The 23,014-nt window shown below is 74.5% G+C and carries 16 protein-coding genes; 13 read left to right on the forward strand and 3 right to left on the reverse strand.

Annotated features, from left to right (window positions below):
• Nucleotides 1-870 precede the first annotated feature (870 nt).
• The 6 genes from dapB (at nucleotide 871) to D459_RS0118820 (ending at nucleotide 6,857) form a co-directional block, all read left to right on the forward strand.
• The gene (dapB, locus tag D459_RS0118795) at nucleotides 871-1,614 is read left to right on the forward strand and encodes a 4-hydroxy-tetrahydrodipicolinate reductase (RefSeq protein WP_081620621.1); all 744 of its coding nucleotides are present in this window, start codon (nucleotides 871-873) and stop codon (nucleotides 1,612-1,614) included.
• Nucleotides 1,615-2,072: 458 nt separating this feature from the next.
• Nucleotides 2,073-2,762 (forward strand): urease subunit gamma, encoded by a 690-nt coding sequence (locus D459_RS0118800; RefSeq protein ID WP_017594550.1) that lies wholly within the window; start codon nucleotides 2,073-2,075, stop codon nucleotides 2,760-2,762.
• The gene (locus D459_RS0118805) at nucleotides 2,759-4,471 is read left to right on the forward strand and encodes an urease subunit alpha (protein WP_017594551.1); all 1,713 of its coding nucleotides are present in this window, start codon (nucleotides 2,759-2,761) and stop codon (nucleotides 4,469-4,471) included. Before D459_RS0118800 ends, D459_RS0118805 begins: the two co-directional genes overlap by 4 nt.
• Before the next feature lie 73 nt (nucleotides 4,472-4,544).
• A complete protein-coding gene (locus tag D459_RS0118810) occupies nucleotides 4,545-5,237 on the forward strand; it encodes an urease accessory protein UreF (RefSeq protein WP_017594552.1) in 693 nt (230 codons plus the stop codon).
• Nucleotides 5,238-5,265: 28 nt separating this feature from the next.
• A complete protein-coding gene (gene ureG, locus D459_RS0118815) occupies nucleotides 5,266-6,006 on the forward strand; it encodes an urease accessory protein UreG (protein WP_051065483.1) in 741 nt (246 codons plus the stop codon).
• Nucleotides 6,006-6,857, forward strand: a complete 852-nt coding sequence (locus D459_RS0118820; protein ID WP_017594554.1) for an urease accessory protein UreD — start codon at nucleotides 6,006-6,008, stop codon at nucleotides 6,855-6,857. Before ureG ends, D459_RS0118820 begins: the two co-directional genes overlap by 1 nt.
• A 72-nt stretch (nucleotides 6,858-6,929) precedes the next feature.
• Here the strand turns inward: D459_RS0118820 and D459_RS0118825 are convergent, their stop codons facing one another.
• The gene (locus D459_RS0118825) at nucleotides 6,930-7,811 is read right to left on the reverse strand and encodes a 1,4-dihydroxy-2-naphthoate polyprenyltransferase (RefSeq protein WP_026120532.1); all 882 of its coding nucleotides are present in this window, start codon (nucleotides 7,809-7,811) and stop codon (nucleotides 6,930-6,932) included.
• A gap of 331 nt (nucleotides 7,812-8,142) precedes the next feature.
• Nucleotides 8,143-8,712, reverse strand: coding sequence for a GNAT family N-acetyltransferase (locus tag D459_RS0118830; protein WP_017594556.1), 570 nt, complete (start codon nucleotides 8,710-8,712; stop codon nucleotides 8,143-8,145).
• A gap of 164 nt (nucleotides 8,713-8,876) precedes the next feature.
• On the opposite strand from D459_RS0118830, the gene D459_RS0118835 reads away from it, so the two are divergent.
• Nucleotides 8,877-9,260 carry a phage holin family protein gene (locus D459_RS0118835; RefSeq protein ID WP_017594557.1) on the forward strand — a complete coding sequence of 128 codons (384 nt, stop codon included), beginning with the start codon at nucleotides 8,877-8,879 and terminating at the stop codon, nucleotides 9,258-9,260.
• 106 nt (nucleotides 9,261-9,366) lie between these two features.
• Here D459_RS0118835 and D459_RS0118840 read toward each other — a convergent pair whose 3' ends face one another.
• Complete coding sequence (locus D459_RS0118840) at nucleotides 9,367-10,713, reverse strand: short-chain fatty acid transporter (RefSeq protein ID WP_017594558.1); 1,347 nt, start codon at nucleotides 10,711-10,713, stop codon at nucleotides 9,367-9,369.
• A gap of 471 nt (nucleotides 10,714-11,184) precedes the next feature.
• Here D459_RS0118840 and dapA point away from each other — a divergent pair, with 471 nt between their 5' ends.
• The 6 genes from dapA to pgsA all read left to right on the forward strand — a co-directional run bounded on the left by dapA (nucleotide 11,185) and on the right by pgsA (nucleotide 23,014).
• A complete protein-coding gene (gene dapA / locus D459_RS0118845; protein WP_081620622.1) occupies nucleotides 11,185-12,162 on the forward strand; it encodes a 4-hydroxy-tetrahydrodipicolinate synthase in 978 nt (325 codons plus the stop codon).
• Complete coding sequence (locus D459_RS0118850; RefSeq protein ID WP_017594560.1) at nucleotides 12,159-13,844, forward strand: ribonuclease J; 1,686 nt, start codon at nucleotides 12,159-12,161, stop codon at nucleotides 13,842-13,844. The genes dapA and D459_RS0118850 overlap by 4 nt, the downstream gene beginning before the upstream one ends.
• A gap of 300 nt (nucleotides 13,845-14,144) precedes the next feature.
• Complete coding sequence (locus D459_RS0118860; protein WP_017594562.1) at nucleotides 14,145-16,493, forward strand: DNA translocase FtsK; 2,349 nt, start codon at nucleotides 14,145-14,147, stop codon at nucleotides 16,491-16,493.
• A gap of 225 nt (nucleotides 16,494-16,718) precedes the next feature.
• Nucleotides 16,719-19,394, forward strand: coding sequence for a RodZ domain-containing protein (locus D459_RS0118865; RefSeq protein WP_026120534.1), 2,676 nt, complete (start codon nucleotides 16,719-16,721; stop codon nucleotides 19,392-19,394).
• A 1,602-nt stretch (nucleotides 19,395-20,996) separates the two neighbouring features.
• The gene (gene rimO / locus D459_RS0118870; RefSeq protein WP_026120535.1) at nucleotides 20,997-22,433 is read left to right on the forward strand and encodes a 30S ribosomal protein S12 methylthiotransferase RimO; all 1,437 of its coding nucleotides are present in this window, start codon (nucleotides 20,997-20,999) and stop codon (nucleotides 22,431-22,433) included.
• The gene (gene pgsA / locus D459_RS0118875) at nucleotides 22,430-23,014 is read left to right on the forward strand and encodes a CDP-diacylglycerol--glycerol-3-phosphate 3-phosphatidyltransferase (RefSeq protein ID WP_017594564.1); all 585 of its coding nucleotides are present in this window, start codon (nucleotides 22,430-22,432) and stop codon (nucleotides 23,012-23,014) included. The genes rimO and pgsA overlap by 4 nt, the downstream gene beginning before the upstream one ends.

Below are 23,014 nucleotides of genomic sequence, written 5' to 3' on the forward strand. Positions count from 1 at the left end.
TGGCCCTGATCGGGCCGGTGTTCGGGGGTTCGAGCCGCCCGCAAGGCCGCAAAGCAGGGGGCCGGAACCCGGGCAGGGGCGGCACGAAGGCGAGATGTCGCTTTTGCCCTGCCGGGAGGGCCCGCCTCGGCCACTCTGGGTGATCGGCGAGGGGGCGATTGGGGCCTGGGGGCTTACTACTCGCTGGTAGATGTAATCGGGGTGCTCTCGCGGTGCGCAGGGCACCCCCGCTCCCGCCCGATCCCCGCCGCGAACCGGGCATACAGGGATAAGGCTCCCTGGTGGGTCCGGGTGAGCGGCCCGCCCCCTTCACCGGCGCCGCCCCGCCCGACTCCCACCCTCGCTGCCCGCTTTGACCTTCGCTCTGCGGGGCGCCGCACCCGACCGACCAGCCGGTCCCCCTACTGCCGCCGTCGCCGCCAGCCTGAACCTGCACCCCGCGACCCGCCGCACCCGACCGACCGGCCGGTCCCCCTTCCGCCTTCGCTGCCGGTTTGAACCCCGGCCCCGTGAGGTGCCGCGCTCGGGTGAGGCGTCCGGCCCCGTTCCTACTGCTGCCGCCTGCTTGGACCTTCGCTCCGCGAGGCGCCGCGCCGGACCGACCGGCCGGTCCCCTTACTGCGCCGTCGCCGCCTGCTTGAACCTTTGCTCCGTGGGGCGCCGCGCCCGACCGGTCGGCCCGCCCCTCCCGCCCTCGCCGCCCGCTTGAACCTGCACTCCGCGAGGTGCCGCGCTCAGTCAGAGCGTCCGGCCCCGCCCCCGGCAGGATCGCTCTCCGGTGGTGGGCTGAGGTGATCGTCTCAGCTCGGGGTGGGGGTGAAGTGCGGCGCGCCCGCGAGGTGGGAGCGGGGCGGCAGTAGGCTTGCCTCCGTGATCAAGGTAGGAGTATTCGGCGCCCGCGGGCGCATGGGGTCGGAAGTCGTCAAGGCGGTCGAGCAGGCCGAGGACACCGTTCTGGCGGGCACCGCCGACGCCGCGGAGGAGCGCTCCGCGGTGCTCGGGGCGGAGGTGGTGGTCGACTTCACCCACCCCGACGCGGTGATGGACAACCTGCGCTGGCTGGCCGAGAACGGCATCCACGCCGTCGTGGGCACCAGCGGCTTCGACGAGGACAGGCTCGCCGAGGTGCGCGAGATCCTCGCCGCCCACCCCGGCGTGAAGGTGCTCATCGCGCCCAACTTCGGCATCGCCGCGGTGCTGATGATGAACTTCGCGGCCAAGGCGGCCCCCTACTTCGAGTCCGCCGAGATCGTCGAGCTGCACCACCCGAACAAGGCCGACGCGCCCAGCGGCACCGCGTACCGCACCGCCGAGCTGGTCGCCCGGGCCCGCGCGGACGCCGGCAGCGCGCCGATGCCCGACGCCACCACCTCCGAGATCGACGGGGCCCGCGGCGCCGACGTGGACGGGGTCCGGGTGCACGCGCTGCGCATCACCGGCCTCATCGCCCACCAGGAGGTCGTCTTCGGCACGCACGGCGAGACCCTGAAGATCCGGCACGACTCGATGAACCGGGAGTCGTTCATGCCGGGCGTGCTGCTGGGCGTGCGCCGCGTCGGCGGCCTCCCCGAGCAGCTCACCCTGGGCCTGGAGCCGCTGCTCGGCCTGGACTGAGCCGGCCCCGGTCCCGGGCCCCGTTCCGGGGGTCCCGATTCCGGGCTTCCCGGCCCCGGTCTCGGCCCCCGATCCCGGGCCCCGGCCCCGGCGCCCGTGTGTCGGAGGGCCCGAGGGCCGGCCGGTTTCGTGGGAAAAGACGAATGCCCCGCGCCGTGTGCGCGGGGTATTCGTTTTGCTACCGATTGGAATTCATGTCCCGGAGTGCTTCACGGAAAAGGTTTCCGGTGTTCCGGGGAGGCGGATGAAGATTTCTCCATGGATCATGCTATCTTCAAGAAGCCAATGATCCGATGACTCGCATGGTGCTCTGACGTGGTCTTCTTTCCCGTCCCCTGCTGAGCCGCTCGTCTTCACTGGCCTTTCTTAACAGCCCTGCAATGGGCTTGAAACGTCGTTTTCCCGCCTTCGGGCAGCATTGCCTGGAAGGCGTGTTCGTCGTGCGCTGTGGAGGTCCGATGTTCTTGACCCCGTCCGATCGGGAGAAACTGCTGCTCAGCGTGGCGGGGATGGTCGCCCGCGACCGCCTGGAGCGGGGGGTGCGGCTGAACCATCCCGAGTCGATCGCGCTGCTGTCCTGCTGGGCGCTGGAGCGGGCCCGCGAGGGCGCCACCGTGGAGCAGCTGATGGCCGAGGGCGTGCACGTGCTCACCGCCGACCAGGTCATGCCCGGGGTCCCCGAGCTGGTGGACCACCTCCAGGTCGAGGCCACCTTCCCGGACGGGCGCAAGCTCGTCACCCTGAGCGGCCCGATCCGCCCCTCCGCAGACGCCGAGGCGGTCGCCGAGCCCGGCGAGGAGCCGGGCGCGATCCGGGTGGGCGAGGGCGAAGTGCAGATCAACACCGACCGGGAGGTCCGCACGGTGGTGGTGGTCAACGACGGCGACCGCCCGGTGCAGATCGGCTCGCACATCCACCTCGCCGACGTGAACCCCGCGATCTCCTTCTCCGGGCCCGACGGCGAGGCCGCGGACCGCTCCCTGGTGCACGGCTTCCGGCTGGACATCCCCGCCGGGACGTCGCTCCGCTTCCAGCCGGGCGACTCCCGCGCGGTGCAGGCGGTGGCGCTGGGCGGGCGGCGCGAGGTCCCCGGCATCCGGGTGCCCGCCGGCTCCGGCCTGGACGAGAAGCAGGAGGAGGCCCGATGACCGGCATCGCGCGCGCCGACTACGCGGCGCTGTACGGCCCGACCACCGGGGACCAGGTCCGCCTCGGCGACACCGACCTGTGGATCGAGGTGGAGGAGGACCGCTGCGTCGGCGGCGACGAGGCGGTCTTCGGCGGCGGCAAGTCGATCCGCGAGTCCATGCTGCAGTCCATCGCCACCTCCGCCGAGGGCGCCCTCGACATGGTCATCACCAACGTCGTGGTGCTCGACCACTGGGGCGTGGTCCGGGCCGACGTCGGCGTGCGCGGCGGCCGGATCACCGCCGTCGGCAAGGCCGGCAACCCCGACGTGCAGGACGGCGTCCACCCCGACCTGGTGATCGGCCCGGGAACCGAGGTGCTGGCGGGCGAGGGGCGCATCCTCACCGCCGGCGGCATCGACTCCCACGTGCACTTCATCAACCCCGAGCAGCTCTGGGAGGGGCTGGCCACCGGCATCACCACCGCCATCGGCGGCGGCGCCGGGCCCGGCGAGGGGAGCAAGGCCACCACGGTCACCCCCGGCCGGTGGAACCTCGCCCTCACCCACCGCGCCCTGGACGCCGTCCCGGTCAACGTCCTGCTGCTGGGCAAGGGCAACACGGTCGGCGAGGCCGCGCTGGAGGAGCACGTGCTGGCCGGCGCCGGCGGCCTCAAGATCCACGAGGACTGGGGCGCCACCCCGGGCGCGATCGACGCCTCGCTGCGCGCCGCCGAGTCGTTCGGCATCCAGGTCTCGCTGCACGCCGACAGCCTCAACGAGGCCGGCTACGTGCAGGACACCCTGGGGGCCGTCGCCGGGCGCGGCATCCACGTGTTCCACTCCGAGGGCGCCGGCGGCGGGCACGCCCCCGACATCATCGTGGTGGCCGGCGAGCCCAACGTGCTGCCCTCCTCCACCAACCCGACCCTGCCGTACACGGTGAACACGGTGGCCGAGCACCACGACATGCTCATGGTCTGCCACCACCTCAACCCCGACGTCGAGGCGGACGTGCAGTTCGCCGACTCGCGCATCCGCGACACCACCATGGCCGCCGAGGACATCCTGCAGGACATCGGGGCGATCTCGATGACCTCCTCCGACGCGCTGGCGATGGGCCGCGCCGGGGAGGTGGTCACCCGCACCTGGCAGGTGGCGCACGTGATGAAGGCCCGGCACGGCCGCTCCTCGGAGCTGCCCGCCGACAACGAGCGGGCCCGCCGCTACGTCGCCAAGTACACGATCTGCCCGGCCATCGCCGCCGGCATCGACCACGAGGTCGGCTCGGTCGAGCCCGGCAAGCTCGCCGACCTGGTCCTGTGGGACCGCGCGTTCTTCGGCATCCGCCCCGCCGCGGTGGTCAAGGGCGGCGCGGTGCTGATCGCCCCGCAGGGCGACGTGAACGCCTCCATTCCCACCGCGCAGCCGATGCTGCTCCGCCCGGGCACCCCGGCGGGCGCCGGGGCCGACCTCGCGGTGACCTTCGTCGCCCAGGCCGCCCTGGACAGCGGGCTGGAGGAGACCCTGGGCCTGCGCCGCCGGCTGTCCGCGCTCAAGGACACCCGCGGTGTCACCAAGGCCGACATGCCCAACAACACCGCGCTGCCCGAGATCGGCGTCGACCCGGAGACCTTCGAGGTCACCGTGGACGGCTACCGGGTCGACCCGCACGGCGCCGACGGCCCGGTCGCCGAACTCCCGCTGGCCCAGCGCTACAGCCTGTTCTGACCCCTCCTCCCCTCCCGGCGGCCGCCGGGAGGGGAGGAGGCGGACGGGACGGCCACGGGCGAGGAGGAACGGAATGGAAGGCGGTACGGGGGCGCTCGGCGCACTGCTGCTGGCCGACGCGCGGCTGCCCGTCGGCGGGCACGCCCACTCGGCGACCCTGGAGGCGGCGCTGGAGGCCGGCATGCCGGCCGAGCGGATCCCCGACTACATCCGGGCGCGGCTGGCCACCGTCGCCCGCACCGAGGCGGCCGCCGCGGTCGCGGCGCTGCGCGCCGCCCGCGGCGAACCGGTCGACTTCGGGCCGGTGCAGGCCGCACTGGCGGCCCGCACCCCCAGCGCGCCGCTGCGCGAGGCCTCGGCCGCGCTCGGCCGCGGGCTGGCCCGGCTGGCGCGCCGGGTCGCCGCCGGCCACCCGGCGGTCCGCGCCCTGGACACCGCCGGCCGCGCCGTGCCCGGGCTGCGGGTGCTGCGCCCGGTGGCCCTCGGCGCGCTGGGCGCGGCGTTCGGCATGACCGCCGAGCAGACCGCGCGCGCCTCGCTCTACGACGACGTGCAGACGGTCACCGCCGCGGCGCTCAAGCTCCGCCCCGGAGACCCTCTCGCCGCGGTCGACCGGCTCCTGGCCGCCGCCCCTCGGATCGAGGAGGTGGTCCGGGAGGCCGCCGCGACCGCCACCCCCCACGACATCCCCGCGTGCTCCGCCCCCCTGATCGACCACTGGGCCGGCGCGCACGCGCACACGACAAGGAGGCTGTTCGTTGCCTGAGAACACTGCGTCGCCTGAGAACACCGCACTGCCCGAGGACACCGCGGCCGGCGGAGCCGGCACCGCCCGCCGCACCCTGCGCCTGGGCGTCGCCGGGCCGGTCGGCACCGGCAAGAGCTCGCTCATCGCAACCCTCTGCCGGGAGCTCTCCGGCGAGCTGTCCATGGCGGTGGTCACCAACGACATCTACACCGACGAGGACGCCCGGTTCCTGCGCTCGGCGGGCGTGCTCGCCGAGGAGCGGATCCGCGCGGTGGAGACCGGGGCCTGCCCGCACACCGCGATCCGCGACGACATCACCGCCAACCTCGACGCGGTGGAGGACATGGAGGAGGAGTTCGCCCCGGTCGACCTGATCCTGGTGGAGTCCGGCGGGGACAACCTCACCGCGACCTTCAGCCCCGCCCTGATCGACGCGCAGATCTTCTGCCTGGACGTGGCCGGCGGCGGCGACGTGGCGCGCAAGGGCGGCCCCGGCATCGGCGGCGCCGACCTGCTCATCGTCAACAAGTCCGACCTGGCGCCGCACGTCGGGGTGGACGTGGAGCAGATGGTCGCCGACGCGGAGAAGGCCCGCGACGGCCGCCCGGTGCTCGCGCTGTCCCGCACCGACGCCGACTCGGTGGCCCGGCTCTGCTCCTGGGTCCGCGAGGTGCTGGCCGCGCACCTCAGCGGCGCGCACACCCCGCAGGACCCGGGCCCGATGGCCCCGCACAGCCACGGCCCGGAGGACGCCGGCCACGGGCACGGCCACGGACACGGGCACTGATGACGCGGACCGACACCGCCGCGCCCCGGCTCCCGGCCCGGGAGACCGGGGCCCCCGCCCCGGGGCCCGGGCCCGCGGGGGCGCCCGGGACCGGCGCGGGGCCGGCCGCCGGATCCGGCGGGGGCGGCCTGAACCCGGCCGAGCCCGCGGTCATCGCCGTGCGCCGGGTCGGCGCGCGCACCGTGCCGGTGGCCCTGGAGGCCGGGACCTTCCTCCGGCCGCGGGTGATGCGGCGGCCCGGCACCGCGCTGCGGGTCGCGCTCGCCGCGGTCCGCGCGGCGCTGTGCGCCGGCGACGACGTGCGGCTCCGGATCGACGTCGGCCCCGGCGCCGAGCTGGAGCTGGTCGACCCCAACGGCACGGTGGCCTACAACGCCCGCGGCGGCCGGGCCGCCTGGGGTGCGTCGGTGCGGCTGGCCGAGGGCGCCAGGATGAGCTGGACGGAGCCGTCGTTCGTCGTCTCCGACGGGGCCGACGTGCTGCGCGAGATCGACGCCGACCTCGCCGAGGGGGCCGAGCTGCTCTGGCGGGAGGCCCTGGTGCTGGGCCGGACCGGCGAGCGGGGCGGCGCCCTGCTCGCCACCACCCGGGTCCGGCTGGCCGGGCGCGAGCTGCTCGCCGAGGACCTCGACCTGCGCGCCCCGGGGCTGCGCGGCCTGCCCGGGGTGCTGGGCGGCGCCCGGGTGGTCGGCCAGGTCGGCCTGTTCGGGCGGGCCCCGGGCGGCTCCGCCGACCCGGACCGCCTCGACCTGGCCGGCCCGGGCGCCCTGTGGCGCTGGACCGGCGAGCACCCCTACCGGTCCGAGGCCCCGCTGACCCGCGTCTGGCGCGCCTGGGGCGGCCACGCCTGACCGCGCGTCCCCGGGCGTCGAGAACACCGTGAGGGGGCGCGGCCCCGGCCGGGCGGCCCCGCCCGGGGCCGGTCAGCCCAGGGCGCCCAGGGACAGGCCGACGGTGAACAGCACACCGAAGGCCATCTGCAGCTTCCCGGTCTCGCCGAGGCCGAGGACGAGGTCGCCGCCGGTCTGGCCGCCGCGGACCCGGCCCAGCGGGCGGACGGCCAGCGGCAGGGAGAGCAGCACCAGGGCGGTCCAGGGGGTGACGGCGACGGTGGCCAGCGCGACCAGGTAGGCGGCGGCGATGCAGCCCTGGTACAGCAGCCGGGTGCGGGCCTCGCCCAGCCGCACCGCCAGGGTGATCTTGTCGGTGCGGGAGTCGGTCCCGATGTCCCGCAGGTTGTTGATGACCAGGACCGAGCAGGACAGCAGCCCGATCGGCACCGCGGCCGCCCACGCCTGCCACGGCACCGAGCCGAGCTGGACGAAGACCGTGCCGACCACGGCGACCAGGCCGAAGAAGACGAACACCGAGACCTCGCCCAGGCCGCGGTAGCCGTAGGGGGTCCGGCCGCCGGTGTAGTACCAGGCGGCGACGATCGCGGCGGCGCCGATCAGCAGCAGCCACCACGACGAGGTGGCGACCAGCACCAGGCCCGGCACGGCGGCGGCGGCGAACGACGCCCAGGCGGCGATGAGCACCCGGCGGGCCGGGGCGGTCCCGGTGGCGGTCAGCCGCATCGGGCCGACCCGCTCGGCGGTGTCGGTGCCGCGCACGCCGTCGCTGTAGTCGTTGGCGTAGTTCACCCCCACCTGGAGGGCGAGCGAGACCACCAGGGCCAGCACGGCCTTCCACCACACCGCCCCGCCGGCCCCGATCGCCACCCCGGTCCCGACCGCGACGGGGACGATCGAATTCGGCAAAGTTCGGGGGCGGGCCCCTGCGACCCACTCGCTGACCGTGGCCACGCGCGCGACTTCCTCTCGGTGCTCTCCCGGCGCGCCCCGGCCGGACGCGCCGCCGGGCGGGCGGCGCGGCGCGGGGCGCGCAGTTCACCCGACAACGTTAGCGCCGCGTACGCGCACCTCCGCGCCCAGGAGCGCGGACGCCCTCCGTCCGGACCCCGGTGCCGTGCCGCGGCGGCCGGACCCGCACCGGCCCCGCACCGGGGGCGGTGCGGGTGCGCGGGGCCCGTATCGCATGCCCCGGAGCGCGCCTCGGAGGCGCGGCCGGTGCGGGTCGCGCGGGACCGGGTGCGCCGCTGCCCGCGGTGGGTCCTCCGGAGCGGGGGAGGCGTGCTCAGCCGCCGATCGCGACGTGCAGCCGGACCATCGGCAGCAGGCCGTCGGCGTCCACGGTGCGCCGGGCGCCGTCCGGGCGCCAACCGGAGGACTCGGCGAAGGCGCGCAGCGGGTCGCCCTCCTCCAGGGTCCACAGGTGCGCGGTGCGGAAGCCGTCCTCGACGAGGTGGTCGACGGCGGCGTTGAGCAGCCGGCTGCCGTGCCCCGCCCCGGCGAGCTCCGGGTCCACGTGCAGCGCGTACACCTCGGCGTCGGTGGCGGGCCACAGGTCGGGGTCGGTGGCCGGGCCCAGGGCGGCGAACCCCGCGGTGATCCGGTGCGGCGCGGAGCCCTCCCCGCCGGCGGTGTCGGTGGCGATGATCACCCGGTGCCGCGAGGTCGGCGGGGTGCGCACCGCGGCGAGCCACTGCTCGCGGAAGCGGCGCCCGGCCTCCTCGCCGGTGATCTCCTCGAGGACCGGTGCGGGCAGGCGCGGCCCGTAGGCGGCGCGCCACGCGGCGACCTGGATGCGCACCACGTCGTCGATGTCGGCGATGCGGGCGGCGCGGACGAAACGCTCAGCGGACATGGCGCCATCGTGGCAGCAGGAGCCCGGTGTGGCGAACCGCACCGGGACCCGTAGGGGAGACCACCCAGCGGCCCCGGGCGCCGCGGGGGACGGGCCTCTGAGTTTTCCCGGAATCACGCCCCGGCCCGTACGCCGGCGCCCGGCGCCGTGGGACCATCGGTGGCGTGAGCATCATCATCCGCATCATCGTGAACGCCCTGGCGCTGGCGGCCGCCGCCTACCTGATCGACGGCATCGAGATCGCCCCCACGGGGTCCACCTCGGAGCAGATCCTCACCTACTCGGTGATCGCGATCGTCTTCGGCGTGGTCAACGCGGTCATCAAGCCGATCGTGAAGACGGTCGGCTGCGCCTTCTACATCCTCACCCTCGGCCTGGTGGCCCTGGTCGTGAACGCGCTCCTGCTCATGCTCACCGCATGGGCCGCGGGCGTCCTCGGCTTCCACTTCACCATCGCCGACTTCTGGCCCTCCGCGGTGCTGGGCGCCCTGGTGATCTCGATCGTCAGCTGGCTGCTGAGCTTCCTGGTCCCCGACTCCGAGGACTGACCCGGGCGGCAGGACGGTCCGGCACGGGACCGGTATCGGGAGGGCCGCCGCGCACACCGCGCGGCGGCCCTCCCGCGTGTTCCGGGCCGCTGGGCCTCCGGGCCGCTCAGCTCAGGAACGAGATGCACAGCGAGGCCACGGCGATCCCGTAGACCATCACCACCGCGCTGTAGCCGAGCACCTTGCCGGCCGGCAGCCGGGTCAGGGCGAGCAGCGGCAGCGCCCAGAACGGCTGGATGCCGTTGGAGAGCTGGTCGCCCATCGCCACCGCCATCACCCCGACGCCGGGGTCCAGGCCGAGCGAGGCCGTGGCGTCCACGACGATCGGCCCCTGCACCGCCCACTGCCCGCCGCCGGAGGGCACGGCCAGGTTGACCAGGCAGGCGCTGATCAGCGCCCAGAAGGGGTAGGTGGCCGGGGTGGAGAAGGAGACGAACCAGTCGGCGACGATCCCCAGCAGCCCGGAGTGCTCCATGATGCCCATGATCCCGGCGTAGAACGGGAACTGGACGATCACCGAGGCGGCGCTCTTCGCCCCTTCTGCGGCGGCCGCCGCGTAGCCCGCCAGGGTGCCGTGCAGCCCGAGGCCGGCGATCAGGAACACGAAGTTGAGCAGGTTCAGGTCGAGGCCGACCAGGCCGTTCTCGATGATCGCGGGAACGATGTGCACCAGCCCGGCCACCAGCACGACCAGCACCGGGACGCGGCTGTGCATGAGCCGCTGAGCGGGGGAGAGGGCCCGCCGGGCGGCCTTGGTGAGCGCGGTGCCGGCCGGGGCCTCGCCGTCGTCCTCGGCCCCGATCTCCTCGGCGTCCTCGCGCGCCGGGTGCATGCTCATCAGCAGCAGCGGGGCGCCGATCAGCATCGCGGCGAGGAAGACCAGGTTGAACGGCTGGAAGACGGTCTCGCTGAGCGGGATGATGCCGATGGCGTCCTGCAGGAAGTGGCCCTCGGTGTTGACCAGCAGCGGGGACGAGCCGGACAGGCCGCTGTGCCAGACCATCAGGCCGGTGTAGCCGGCCGCGGCGAGCAGCGGGAAGTGCACCTTGACGCCGCGCTCCCGGCAGGACCGCGCCACCCGCACCGCCAGCATCGCCCCGGCGATCAGGCCGAGGCCCCAGTGCACCATGCCGAGCAGCGTGGCGCCGACCGCGGTGAGGGCGCACGCCGCCGGCGCGCTCTTCGGCAGTGCGGCGATCCGGGCGATGGCCCGCTCCGCGGGCGGCGAGGACGCCAGCGCGTACCCCGTGACCAGCACCAGCGCCATCTGCATGGCGAATTCCAGCAGCCCCCAGAAGCCGGCGTACCAGTCACCGACCAGCTGCACCGGCCCGTGGTCGGTCAGCCCGAGCGCGAGCAGGTAGACCAGGACCGAGAGTCCGACGGCGAAGACGAAGGCATCGGGGATCCAACGGGTACTGAACGCCGCGAGCGCGTTGCCGAACCTGCGCATGGGGGATGAATCCTGTCCGTGTCCGGGGAGAACGGCCCTGACCAGCGGCCGACGGAGCGAAAGTCTGTAACGCCCGTCACATATCGGTCAAGGGGGACATCAGGTCCGGTCGCGCCGCTTCTTCGGTCCTCCTCTCCGCCGCCCGGGACGGGCGGGGCGGTGCGGAGGGCGCCGAAGCATGCGGAGCAGTGCGGCGGGGGCTCCGCTCCGCGCTCGGTGATGAACCGCGGGCCGCCGGTCCGCGCCGATTCGAGCAGTGCGGCGAAGCACTCTGCGGCCTCCCGTACCTGCCGGTGCATGACCCCGCCTTCCCCCGTCCCGCCCGATGAAGTCCATGCGGTGGCGGGAAGGAGGGAGAGGGGCCGGGCGAGTTGTCCGCGGCCGGGCGGAGAGGGTGGTTAGGGGCGGAAAATCCACTTCGGAGGGGTGGCGTGGCCGCAGCGTGCGCCCGATCGCGGTACGTTGTGCATCATGGGAGCCAGCACTACCCCGAACGCGCCGTTCGGCCAGATGTTGACCGCGATGGTCACCCCGATGCAGGAGAACGGCGACGTCGATTACGACGGCGCCGCCCGCCTCGCGTCGTACCTGGTCGACGAGCAGCGCAACGACGGCCTGATCATCAGCGGCACCACCGGTGAGTCGCCGACCACCAGCGACGACGAGAAAGACCGGCTGCTCCGTGCCGTGCTGGAGGCCGTGGGGGACAGGGCGACCATCGTCGCCGGTGTCGGCACCAACGACACCCGGCACAGCATCGAGCTGGCCAAGGCGGCCGAGCGGGCCGGCGCGCACGGCGTGCTCACCGTCACGCCCTACTACAACAAGCCCCCGCAGGAGGGGCTGCTCCGGCACTTCACCGCCATCGCGGACGCCACCGGCCTGCCGATGATGCTCTACGACATCCCGGGGCGCACCGGCACCCCGATCGCCTCGGAGACGCTCGTCCGGCTCGCCGAGCACCCGCGCATCGTCGCGAACAAGGACGCCAAGGACGACATAGGCGCCAGCTCCTGGGTGATGGAGCGCACCGGCCTGGCCTACTACTGCGGCAGCGACATGCTCAACCTGCCGCTGCTCTCGGTGGGCGCGGCCGGCTTCGTCAGCGTCGTCGGCCACATCGTCGGCGCCGACCTGCACGACATGATCGATGCCTACAGCAGCGGCGACGTGGCCCGGGCCCTGGCCATCCACCGGCGCCTCACCCCCGTCTACACCGGCATCTTCCGCACCCAGGGCGTGATCACCACCAAGGCGGTGCTGAACATGTTCGGCCTGCCCGGCGGGCCGGTGCGCACCCCGCTGGCCGACGCCTCCTCCGAGCTTCAGGCGCTGCTCCGCGAGGACCTGGCCGCCGCCGGGGTCAAGGGCCCGATCGGGCTCGCCCCGCATCAGGCCGTCCCGGCCAGCGCCGTGGGAGTCGAACGGTTGACGGAAGGATCCGCATGAGCCACCCGCACCCCGAACTGGGGCCTCCGCCGCCGCTCGCCGAAGGCGCACTGAGGGTCGTCGCCCTCGGCGGCCTCGGTGAGATCGGCCGGAACATGACGGTCTTCGAGTACGGCGGCCGGCTGCTGATCGTCGACTGCGGCGTGCTCTTCCCGGAGGAGGAGCAGCCCGGCGTCGACCTGATCCTGCCGGACTTCGACTACATCCGGGACCGCCTGGACGACGTCGAGGCCCTGGTGCTCACGCACGGCCACGAGGACCACATCGGCGCGGTGCCGTTCCTGCTCCGCGAGCGGTCCGACATCCCGCTGGTCGGCTCCCGGCTGACCCTGTCGCTGCTGTCGGCGAAGCTCGGCGAGCACCGGATCAAGCCGGAGACGGTCCAGGTGGCCGAGGGCGAGCGGCGCTCGTTCGGCCCGTTCGACCTGGAGTTCTTCGCGGTCAACCACTCCATCCCGGACGCGCTGGCGGTGGGGATCCGCACGCCCGCGGGCAACCTGCTGCACACCGGCGACTTCAAGATGGACCAGCTCCCGCTGGACGGCCGCCTCACCGACCTGGCCGGGTTCGCCCGGTACGGGGCGGAGGGCGTCGACCTGCTGCTGTCCGACTCCACCAACGCCGAGGTGCCCGGGTTCGTCACCAGCGAGCGGGACATCTCCCCGGTCATCGACAAGGTCTTCGACAAGGCCGACCAGCGCATCATCGTGGCCTGCTTCGCCTCGCACATCCACCGGGTGCAGCAGGTGCTGGACGCGGCGCACGCGCACGGCCGCAAGGTCGCCTTCGTCGGCCGCTCCATGGTGCGCAACATGAACATCGCGCGCGACCTGGGCTACCTGCGCGTCCCCGGCGACCTGCTGGTGGACGTGAAGAGCCTGGACGACCTGCGCCCGGAGGAGGCCGTGCTGGTCTCCACCGGCTCCCAGGGCGAGCCGATGTCCGCGCTGACCCGGATGGCCAACCGGGACCACCAGATCCGGATCGAGGAGGGCGACACGGTGCTGCTCGCCTCCTCGCTGATCCCGGGCAACGAGAACTCGGTGAACCGGGTCATCAACGGGCTCACCCGGTGGGGCGCCAAGATCGTGCACAAGGGCAACGCGCTGGTGCACGTCTCCGGGCACGCCTCGGCCGGCGAGCTGATGTACGTGCTCAACATGGTCAAGCCGAAGAACCTCATGCCGGTGCACGGCGAGTGGCGGCACATGCGGGCGCACGCCAACATCGCCAAGCTCACCGGGATGTCCGACGACCGCATCGTGATCGCCGAGGACGGCGTCGCGGTCGACCTGCACAAGGGGAAGGCGCGGATCACCGGCGCGGTCCCCGCCGGCTACGTCTACGTGGACGGCACCTCGGTGGGCGACGTCACCGAGTCGGCGCTGAAGGACCGCCGGATCCTCGGCGAGGAGGGGTTCATCTCCATCGTGGTGGCGGTGGACTCCACCACCGGCAAGATCCTCGGCGAGCCGGAGATCCACACCCGCGGCTCCGGCATCGACGCCGACGCCTACGACGAGGTGCTGCCCAAGATCGCCGAGTCGCTGGAGCGGGCCGCCGCCGACGGCGTCACCGACCCGGCCCAGCTGCGCCAGCTGGTGCGGCGCGGCATCGGCCGGTGGGTCAACGAGTCCTACCGGCGCCGCCCGATGATCGTCCCGGTGGTCGTGGAGGTCTGACGGCCGCCCGCCCGGCCCCGCGGCGTCCGCGCCCGGGGCCGGGGCCTGCGCTGCGCGTCCGGGCGTCCGGGCGCGACACGCCCGGCGCCGCGGCCGATCCGCGCGGCGTTCCTTAGTAAGCTGCGCACCATGGCCACGCGTGCGCCCAACTCCTCCCGGCGAAGCGGCGGCTCCTCCCGGGGCGGCGGCGGTTCCTCCCAAGGCGGCAAGAAGGCCTCCGGGTCCCGCGGCGGGGCGCGGAAGAGCGCCCCGGCCAGGAAGCCGTCCGCGAAGAACGCCCCTGTCCAGGGGCCGGTCGCCATGCTGTTCGTCTGGCTCGGCCGGGCCCTGCTGCTGGTGTGGCGCCTGCTCGCGCACACCGTCGGCGGCATCGCCCGCGCCGCCGGGCGCAGCGCCCGCGACCTCGACCCGGACCTGCGCCGGGACGGCCTGGGCCTGGTGCTGCTCGCCGCCGGCCTGCTCATCGCGGCCGCGGTGTGGTGGGACACCCAGGGCCCGCTGCCCGAGGTCACCCGGACGGTGGTGCTGGGCGCCTTCGGCACCTTCTCCCCGGTGCTGCCGCTGCTCTTCCTGCCGTTCGCCTGGCGGCTGATGCGCACCCCCGGGACCGGCCGGACCGACGTGGGGCGGCTGTTCATCGGCTCGGCCGCGCTGCTGGCCGGGCTGCTCGGGCTGATCCACATCGGCCACGGCATCCCCTGGCCCTCCGACGGGCAGGAGGCGGTCCAGCGCGCCGGCGGCATGATCGGCTTCGCCGCCTCCGGCCCGCTGAGCTCGCTGATCACCCCCTGGGTCACCGGGGTGCTGCTGGGCATGCTGATGGTCTTCGGCCTGCTGGTGGTGACCGCCACCCCGGTGCACCGGATCCCGGAGCGGATGCGCCAGCTGTTCGGCGGCCTGATGGAGCCGGACGGCGGCCCCCACTCCGGGCTGGGCATCCTCGGCGACGAGGAGGAGCCGGCCAAGCCCAAGCGGAAGCCGCGGGCCAAGGCCAAGGCGGCCGAGACCGCGGTCGAGGAGCCGGTCGGCGGGGAGAACGAGCGCCCCTACGACACCCCGGTGGTGGAACCGGAGCCGCGGCCCAAGGCCAAGGCGAAGGCCAAGACGCCGCCGCCCGCGCCGCCGGAGCCCACCCCGGCCCCGGCCGAGTCCGAGCAGCTGTCCATCCCGTCCCGGGTGATCGAGGGCGACTACGAGCTGCCGGCCCCGCTCCTGCTCAAGCCGGGCACCCCGCCCAAGCCCCGGACCCGGGCCAACGACGAGGTGGTCGAGGCGCTCACCGGGGTGCTGGAGCAGTTCAACATCGACGCCGAGGTCACCGGGTTCACCCGCGGCCCGACGGTCACCCGGTACGAGATCGAGCTCGGTCCCGCGGTCAAGGTGGAGAAGGTCACCGCGCTCACCAAGAACATCTCTCTCGCGGTGAAGAGCGCCGACGTCCGGATCCAGTCGCCGATCCCGGGCAAGTCCGCGATCGGGGTGGAGATCCCCAACACCGACAAGGACATAGTCAGCCTCGGCGACGTGATGCGCTCCGGCGCGGCCACCGGCGACGACCACCCGATGCTGGTCGGCCTGGGCAAGGACGTCGAGGGTTCCAACGTGGTGGCCAACCTCGCGAAGATGCCGCACGTGCTGGTCGCCGGCGCCACCGGAGCGGGCAAGTCGACCTGCATCAACGGGCTGATCACCTCGATCATGATGCGGGCCACCCCGGACGAGGTGCGGCTGATCCTGGTCGACCCCAAGCGGGTCGAGCTCACCATGTACGAGGGCATCCCGCACCTGATCACCCCGATCATCACCAGCCCGAAGAAGGCCGCCGACGCGCTGCAGTGGGTGGTCGGCGAGATGGACCGCCGCTACGACGACCTGGCCGCCTCCGGGTACCGGCACGTGGACGACTTCAACGCGGCGGTGCGCAAGGGCAAGCTCACCGCCCCGCCCGGCAGCGAGCGGGAGTACGAGCCCTACCCCTACCTGCTGGTCATCGTGGACGAGCTGGCCGACCTGATGATGGTCGCCCCGCGCGACGTCGAGGACTCGGTGGTGCGCATCACCCAGCTGGCCCGCGCGGCCGGCATCCACCTGGTGCTGGCCACCCAGCGGCCCAGCGTCGACGTGGTCACCGGCCTGATCAAGGCGAACGTGCCCTCCCGGCTGGCGTTCGCCACCTCCAGCCTCTCCGACAGCCGGGTCATCCTGGACCAGCCCGGCGCGGAGAAGCTGGTCGGCAAGGGCGACGCGCTCTTCCTGCCGATGGGCGCGGGCAAGCCCATCCGGCTGCAGAACGCCTGGGTCTCGGAGAAGGAGATCCGGCAGATCGTCGAGCACTGCAAGAAGCAGGCCGAGCCGAGCTACCGGGAGGACGTCGGCACCGCCGAGGCGAAGAAGAAGGAGATCGACGAGGAGGTCGGCGACGACCTGGATCTGCTGGTCCAGGCGATCGAGCTGGTGGTCACCACCCAGTTCGGCTCCACCTCGATGCTCCAGCGCAAGCTGCGGGTCGGCTTCGCCAAGGCCGGCCGGCTGATGGACCTGATGGAGAGCCGCGACGTGGTCGGCCCCAGCGAGGGTTCCAAGGCGCGCGACGTCCTGGTCCAGCCGGACGACCTGCCCGGCGTCCTGGCTGAGCTGCGCGGCGGCTGACCCGGGCGGCCGATCCGGTGCGGCCGCCCGGAAGGCGGAGAAACGGTGAAGCGGGAATGAAAGGTCCGATTCGCCGGGAAGGCGATGAAGGGCGGGCAGATCCGCCCCGCGCGGCCGCGTTGACTCACTTTTAACCCGTTGCCCTGGAGTGTCACCACTCGATCACTCTCAGTGAGGTGCACAGTGGTTGAGGTGGACACAGGGGAGCAGCCGGAGGCAGCGGCCATGAGCACGATCGGACAGATCCTCACCGCGGCCCGGGACCGGGCCGGGTACACCATCGCCGAGCTGAGCGCCCGCACCTGCATCAGGGACATCGTCCTGAACGGCATGGAGCACGACGACTTCGGCCCGTGCGGCGGCGACTTCTACGCCAGAGGGCACATCAAAGCGGTCTGCCGGGAGCTCGGCGTCGACCCGACCGAGCTGGTCGAGCGGTACGACGCGGAGCACTCCTCGGCCGCCTCCTCGCCGCTGGGCGAAGGGGCGGGCCGGACCGCCCGGACGGCCCGGCCGGTCCGCGGCGAGGCGCGCGCCAACGCCGACCCGCCGGACGGGGCGGCGGGGGGCGCGGAGGCGGGGCGGGCCGGAGACGGCCGCCCGCAGCGCCGCGGCCTGTTCGCCCCGCTGCGCTCCGCGATGGCCGAGGCCGTCGGCGCCTTCACCGCGGAGGCGGACGGCGCCCACCAGGACCGGCGCGCCCCGGGGGAGCAGCGGCCGGACGCCGACCGCCCCGGGCACCCGGCGGAGGGGCGCCACCCGGACCCCGCCCCCCAGGCGGAGGGGTACCGGGGGGAGCCGTACTCGGAGGTCGAGTCCTACCCGCGGGTCGAGCCCTACCCGGAGGAGTACCTGCCGGAGCAGGCCTGGCCGGAGCAGAGCCGGCCGGAGCCCGACCGGCGGGCGCGAGAGTACCCCCAGGAGGCCGGGCAGGACCGCCGGGCGGTACCGCACCCGGCGCCGCCCCCGGCACCGCTCGAAGAGGCCCCGGAGCCCGCCGCCCGCCCCGAGGAGGCGGCGGCGTTCGCGGAGCCGCGGGAGGCCGTCGGCACCGAGCGGGCGGCCCGACCCGAGGAGGAAGCGGCGCAGGCCGCTCCAGAGGCGGCCGGGGAGTACCGGCCCGCCCCGGCGGACGGGCCGGCGGAACCGGTCCGGAGCGCCGCGGAGCACCGGTCGGAGGCCGCCGCGGAGTCGGTCGCGGACCGGCCTGCGCCTCTCCCCGACACGCAGCCGTGGGATCCCTTCCCCGGCGCGACGCCGGAGAACGGCCTGCAGGAGTCGGCGGCGGCCGCGGCGGAGGAGGAGTACGGCGAGGCGTCGCTGCGCGGCGCCCCCCAGCTCCCCGGCCCGGACGTCGGCCGGGAGGACGCGGACGAGGGGCGCGACCGTCCCCCGATCAACCTGGAGACCGCCGGGCTCGGCGCCTTCCGCTCCCGCCGCTCGACCGGCGGGATCCTCGGCGCCGGCACCGCCCGCCCCGAGCCGGAGCGCCGAGAGGCCGGGCCCGAGGAGCACGCGGTGCCCGAGCGGCCGGCGGAGGAGCACGCGGCGGCGGCCGGACCGGCCGAAGCCGAGTCGGTCGAGGCCGGGCCGGTCGAAGCAGGGCCGGAGCACCGGCTCTCCGACCCGGAGCATCGGCCCTCCGACGGGGCGGTGCCCGCGGCGGGCTTCGGTCGGCGCGGGACCGCGTCGGCGGGGCACGGCCTCTCTCCGGTCGAGCAGCCGGCGCCGGACGAGTTCGGGCGGCCGGTGGCCGGCGGCGCGGCGGAGCGCCGCGAGCCGTACCGGGACGCCCCCGCGGAGCAGGGGCGCCCGGCCCCGGACCCGGTGGCGCCCGCCGCGTACCGCTCGGCGGAGGCCCCCGCCGGCGGCGGCGCCGAGCCGTTCGGCGCGGCGTCCGAGGGGCACAGGGGAGGGCGTCCGGGCCGCGCCGGCAGCACCGTGCGCCCGGTCGACCCCGGCCTCGCGATCCACGAGGTCCTGGGGCTGCCCGCCCCGGAGAGCGGCGGCGGGGCCGCCGCCGGCGGATTCCGGCGCTCCGGAAGCAGCGCCCGGCGCCCGGACCCGGTCGAGCCGCCCGTGGCGCAGGTGCCCGCACCGAGGGACGCCCGGGCCGCCGAGGCGGGCCGGGCCGGGGATACGGGTCGGACCGGCGCGGCGCCGGCCGCCCTGCGGGCCGGCTCCCCCTGGAGCGGCCTGGGTCTGACCGGAGACGGAACGGTGCTCACCGCGGCGACCGGCGACTGGGAGTACACGACGCCCTACCCGCCCGGCCAGGGCCGGCCCGAGGAGGGCGGCGCACCGAGCGACGGCCGGGGCGAGCTGGGCGCGAGCACCGAGCGCCCCGGGTGGCTGCGCCGGAACTGGCCGCTGGGGGTGGCCGCCTGCCTGGTCGCCGCGGCGGTGATCGCCGGCATCCGGGCCTGGCCGGAGGGGGGCATCCAGGAGGTGCGCGAGGCCGGCATCGAGCAGAAGGCCGGCGAGCAGTCCGGGGCCGTGGTCGGGGAAGGGGGCGCGGCCGGCGCGGACGGTGCCGGCGGCGGCGAGGCGGAGAAGGGGGCCGCCGAGGACGCCGGGACCGCAGCGAAGGAGCACGCGGCGCTGCGCGACCAGGAGCCGCAGCAGGCCAGCGACACCACGCAGGCCCTGCAGCGGGCCGAGGAGGTCCGGGTCCGGCTGCAGGCGACCGAGCGCACCTGGGTGGAGGTCACCGATGCCAGGGGGGCCGTGGTCTACACCGGGACCGTCCCGCAGGGCACCAGCCGGGAGTGGACCGATGCGGACGAGCTCAACCTCCACCTCGGCGACCCGTCGAGCGTCCGCGTCGCGGTCAACGGCGAGGAGCAGCAGACCGGCCGCATGACCCGTCTCACCTTCCGAGCGGACGAGCTCGCCCCGTGACGGGGCCGCCGATACGGCGGAGCATGACGAACGCGGCGGGGTCCGACCGGGCCCCGCCGCCTCCGTGTGCGGAGCGGATCGAGCGAGCCTCCCGCAATCCCGACAGGCTCCCAGCCAAGCGCGGCGCCCCACGGGGTGGAGGTTCAGACGGGCGGCGACGGCAGAGGTGGGGGCACAGGCGGTCGCCCGAGTGCCGGGCCCCGCGGAGCGAAGGTCAAGACGGGCGGCGAGGGCGGGTGGGGGACCGGTTGGTCGGTCGGGTGCGGCGCCCCGCGGAGCGAAGGTCAAGACGGGCGGCGAAGGCGGGTGGGGACCGGCCGGTCGGTCCGGTGCGACGCCCCGCAGAGCGAAGGTTCAAGCGGGCGGCGACGGCAGCGGTAGGGGCGGAGTGAGGGTGGTCGCCCGGGCGCGGCGCCTCGCCGGGCCGGGGTTCAAGCGGGCGGCGAGGGCGATGGTGGGAACCGGCTGGTCGGTCGGGTGCGGCAGAGCAGGGAGGGGCGGGCCGGGGGCGGGTTCGCCGTGCCCGCGTTGCCCGGGCGTCGGGGTCGGCCGTCTCTGAAACCGCTGACCCTCTCTGACCTGGGCGAATACGTAGGGTGATGGCGAAGTGGGGCGCCCTGCGCACCGCGAGAGCACCCCGGTGATTCCTGGGCGCGCATCCCGGCCCGGATCGGGCCCCGAGGGGCTGAATCGCCCTGATCGGGCCGGTGGTGGGGGTTCGAGCCGCCCGGAAGGCCGGGATGCAGGGGGCCGGAACCCGGGGAGGGCAGGGGTGGGAGCGAGATGTCGCTTTTGCCCTGCAGGGAGAGCCCGCCTTGACCACTCTGGGTGATCAGTGAAGGGGCGGTGGGGGCTTCGGGGCTTACTACTCGCTGGTAGATGTAATCGGGGTGCTCTCGCGGTGCGCAGGGCACCCCCGGTCCCGCTCGATCCCCGCCGCAAACCAGGCATATAGGGATAAGGGCACCCTCGGCGGGGGCACGTGCCGTGCCGGTGAACGCGGCGCCCGGCCCCCTCCCGCCTTCGCCGCCTGCTTGAACCCCCGCTCCGTGGGGCGCCGCGCCCGGGTGAGACGCCCGGCCCCGGCCCTACCTCTGCCGTCGCTGCTTGCTTGGACCTTCGCTCCGCGAGACGCCGCGCCTGACCGACCGGCCGGTCCTCTCGCTGCCGCCGTCGCCGCCTGCTTGGACCCTCACCCCGTGGGGTGCCGCGCCTGACCGACCGGCCGGTCCCCCTCTCGCCCTCGCTGCCCGTCTTGACCTTCGCTCCGCGAGGCGCCGTGCCCGACCGACCAGCTGGCACGCCCTCTTCCCGCCGTCGCCGCCTGCTTGAACCCCGACCCCGCGAGACGCCGCGCTCGGGCGATCGCCTCCGCCCCGTCCCTTCCTCTGCCGTCGCCCCTCGGTCGGAACCCCCTGGACCTCTGGAGCCCTGGGCGGGGGTGGGAAGGTGAGGCTGGTCACCGGTGGTGCGGGGACGCCGGTGCGGGGGGTGCGGGGGCGGTTCCGGCGGGGTCCGGGCCGGAGTTCGGGTGGAATGGATCTAGGCTGGTAGCCAAGCCGGGTCACTCCGGGCACCCGATCTCCTTTAACCTTGGAAGCTATGTCATCGCGCCGTACTGTTTCGCTCGTCACCCTCGGGTGTGCGCGAAATGAGGTTGACTCCGAAGAAATCGCCGGCCGGCTCGCGGCCGGCGGGTGGGACCTCGTCGATGGGGACGACGGCGGGGACGCCGACGTCGTCGTGGTCAACACCTGCGGCTTCATCGAGGCCGCCAAGCAGGACTCCATCGACGCGCTGCTCAGCGCAGCGGACAACGGCGCGAAGGTCGTCGCGGCGGGCTGCATGGCCGAGCGCTACGGCTCCGAGCTCGCCGAGGCGCTGCCCGAGGCGCAGGTCCTCGGGTTCGACGACTACACCGAGATCGCGGGCCGGCTGGACGACGTCGTCGCCGGGCGCAAGCTCGTCCCGCACGACCCCCGGGACCGGCGCACCCTGCTGCCGATCTCGCCGACGGAGCGCCCCTCCTCCGGCGCGCACGTCCCCGGGCACGCCGCGTTCGAGCCGCTGCCGGAAGGGGTGGCCCCCGCCTCGGGCCCGCGCGTCCCGCGCAAGCGGCTCAGCGGCGGCCCGGTGGCCAACCTGAAGATCGCCTCGGGCTGCGACCGGCGCTGCACCTTCTGCGCCATCCCGGCGTTCCGCGGCGCTTACATCTCCCGCCGCCCCGACGACGTGCTGCGCGAGGCCGAGTGGCTGGCCGGGCAGGGCGTCCGCGAGGTCTTCCTGGTCAGCGAGAACTCCACCTCCTACGGCAAGGACCTGGGCGACCTGCGCTCGCTGGAGAAGATGCTGCCGCGGCTGGCCGCGGTGGAGGGCATCGAGCGGGTCCGGGTCAGCTACCTGCAGCCGGCCGAGGTCCGCCCGGGCCTGATCGACGTGCTCACCGGCACCCCCGGCGTGGTGCCCTACTTCGACCTGTCCTTCCAGCACGCCAGCGGTCCGCTGCTCCGCCGGATGCGGCGCTTCGGCGACCGGGAGCGCTTCCTGGAGCTGCTCTCCACGGTGCGCGCCAAGGCGCCGGAGGCCGGTGCGCGGTCCAACTTCATCGTCGGCTTCCCCGGCGAGACCGAGGAGGAGTTCGCCGAGCTCACCGCGTTCCTGGAGGAGGCCCGGCTGGACGCGATCGGCGTGTTCGGCTACTCCGACGAGGACGGCACCGAGGCCGCCGGACACCAGGGCAAACTGCCCGAGGACGTCGTCGCGGAGCGGGTGGACCGGCTGAACCGGCTGGCGGAGGAGCTCATGGCGCAGCGCTCCGAGGAGCGCATCGGCACCCGCGTCGACGTGCTCATCGAGTCCGACCTGGGCGACGGCGCCTACGAGGGCCGCGCCGCGCACCAGGCGCCCGAGGTCGACGGCAGCACCGTGGTGCACGGCACCGGGCTGCGGGTCGGCGACATCGTCGGCGCCACCGTGACCGAGGCCTACGGCGTCGACCTGGTCGCCGAGGCCCCCGACGACCGCCCGGACACCCGATGAGCGCCCCGGAGTCGCCCTCCCCGCCGGTTCCGGTGTTCAACATCGCGAACATCCTCACCATGAGCAGACTGGTCATGGTGCCGCTGTTCGTGGTCTTCATGTTCCTGCCGGAGCCCGGCTGGCGCTACGCGGCGTTCGGGGTCTTCGTGCTCGCGGCCGTCACCGACCGGATCGACGGGGAGCTGGCCCGGCGCCGCAACCTGGTGACCGACTTCGGCAAGCTCGCCGACCCCATCGCGGACAAGGCGCTGACCGGCGCCGCGCTGGTGGTCCTCTCCCTGCTCGGCGAGCTGTGGTGGTGGGTGACCATCGCCATCCTGGTCCGCGAGTGGGGCATCACCGCGCTGCGCTTCGCGGTCATCCGCTACGGGGTGATGCCGGCCGGCCGGGGCGGCAAGCTCAAGACGGTCCTGCAGATCGTGGCGATCGCGGTGTACCTGTTCCCGCTGCCCGAGCCGCTGCACCTGGTGGCGCACGTGGTGATGGCCGCCGCGCTGGTGGTCACCATGGTCACCGGTGCGGACTACGTGCAGCAGGCGGTCCGGCTGCGCCGCGCCGCCCGCCGGGGCGCGGAGGGCTAG

This window comes from Nocardiopsis potens DSM 45234 (assembly GCF_000341105.1).
Taxonomy (GTDB): domain Bacteria; phylum Actinomycetota; class Actinomycetes; order Streptosporangiales; family Streptosporangiaceae; genus Nocardiopsis_A; species Nocardiopsis_A potens.

Bases quoted from the DNA above. Each gene is read 5' to 3' on its own strand.
- D459_RS0118800 (WP_017594550.1), top strand. From the start codon at position 2,073: ATGTTCTTGACCCCGTCCGATCGGGAGAAACTGCTGCTCAGCGTGGCG.
- D459_RS0118805 (WP_017594551.1), top strand. From the start codon at position 2,759: ATGACCGGCATCGCGCGCGCCGACTACGCGGCGCTGTACGGCCCGACC.
- D459_RS0118810 (WP_017594552.1), top strand. From the start codon at position 4,545: ATGGAAGGCGGTACGGGGGCGCTCGGCGCACTGCTGCTGGCCGACGCG.
- D459_RS0118820 (WP_017594554.1), top strand. From the start codon at position 6,006: ATGACGCGGACCGACACCGCCGCGCCCCGGCTCCCGGCCCGGGAGACC.
- D459_RS0118830 (WP_017594556.1), bottom strand. From the start codon at position 8,712: ATGTCCGCTGAGCGTTTCGTCCGCGCCGCCCGCATCGCCGACATCGAC.
- D459_RS0118840 (WP_017594558.1), bottom strand. From the start codon at position 10,713: ATGCGCAGGTTCGGCAACGCGCTCGCGGCGTTCAGTACCCGTTGGATC.
- dapA (WP_081620622.1), top strand. From the start codon at position 11,185: ATGGGAGCCAGCACTACCCCGAACGCGCCGTTCGGCCAGATGTTGACC.
- D459_RS0118850 (WP_017594560.1), top strand. From the start codon at position 12,159: ATGAGCCACCCGCACCCCGAACTGGGGCCTCCGCCGCCGCTCGCCGAA.
- D459_RS0118860 (WP_017594562.1), top strand. From the start codon at position 14,145: ATGCTGTTCGTCTGGCTCGGCCGGGCCCTGCTGCTGGTGTGGCGCCTG.
- D459_RS0118865 (WP_026120534.1), top strand. From the start codon at position 16,719: ATGAGCACGATCGGACAGATCCTCACCGCGGCCCGGGACCGGGCCGGG.
- rimO (WP_026120535.1), top strand. From the start codon at position 20,997: ATGTCATCGCGCCGTACTGTTTCGCTCGTCACCCTCGGGTGTGCGCGA.
- pgsA (WP_017594564.1), top strand. From the start codon at position 22,430: ATGAGCGCCCCGGAGTCGCCCTCCCCGCCGGTTCCGGTGTTCAACATC.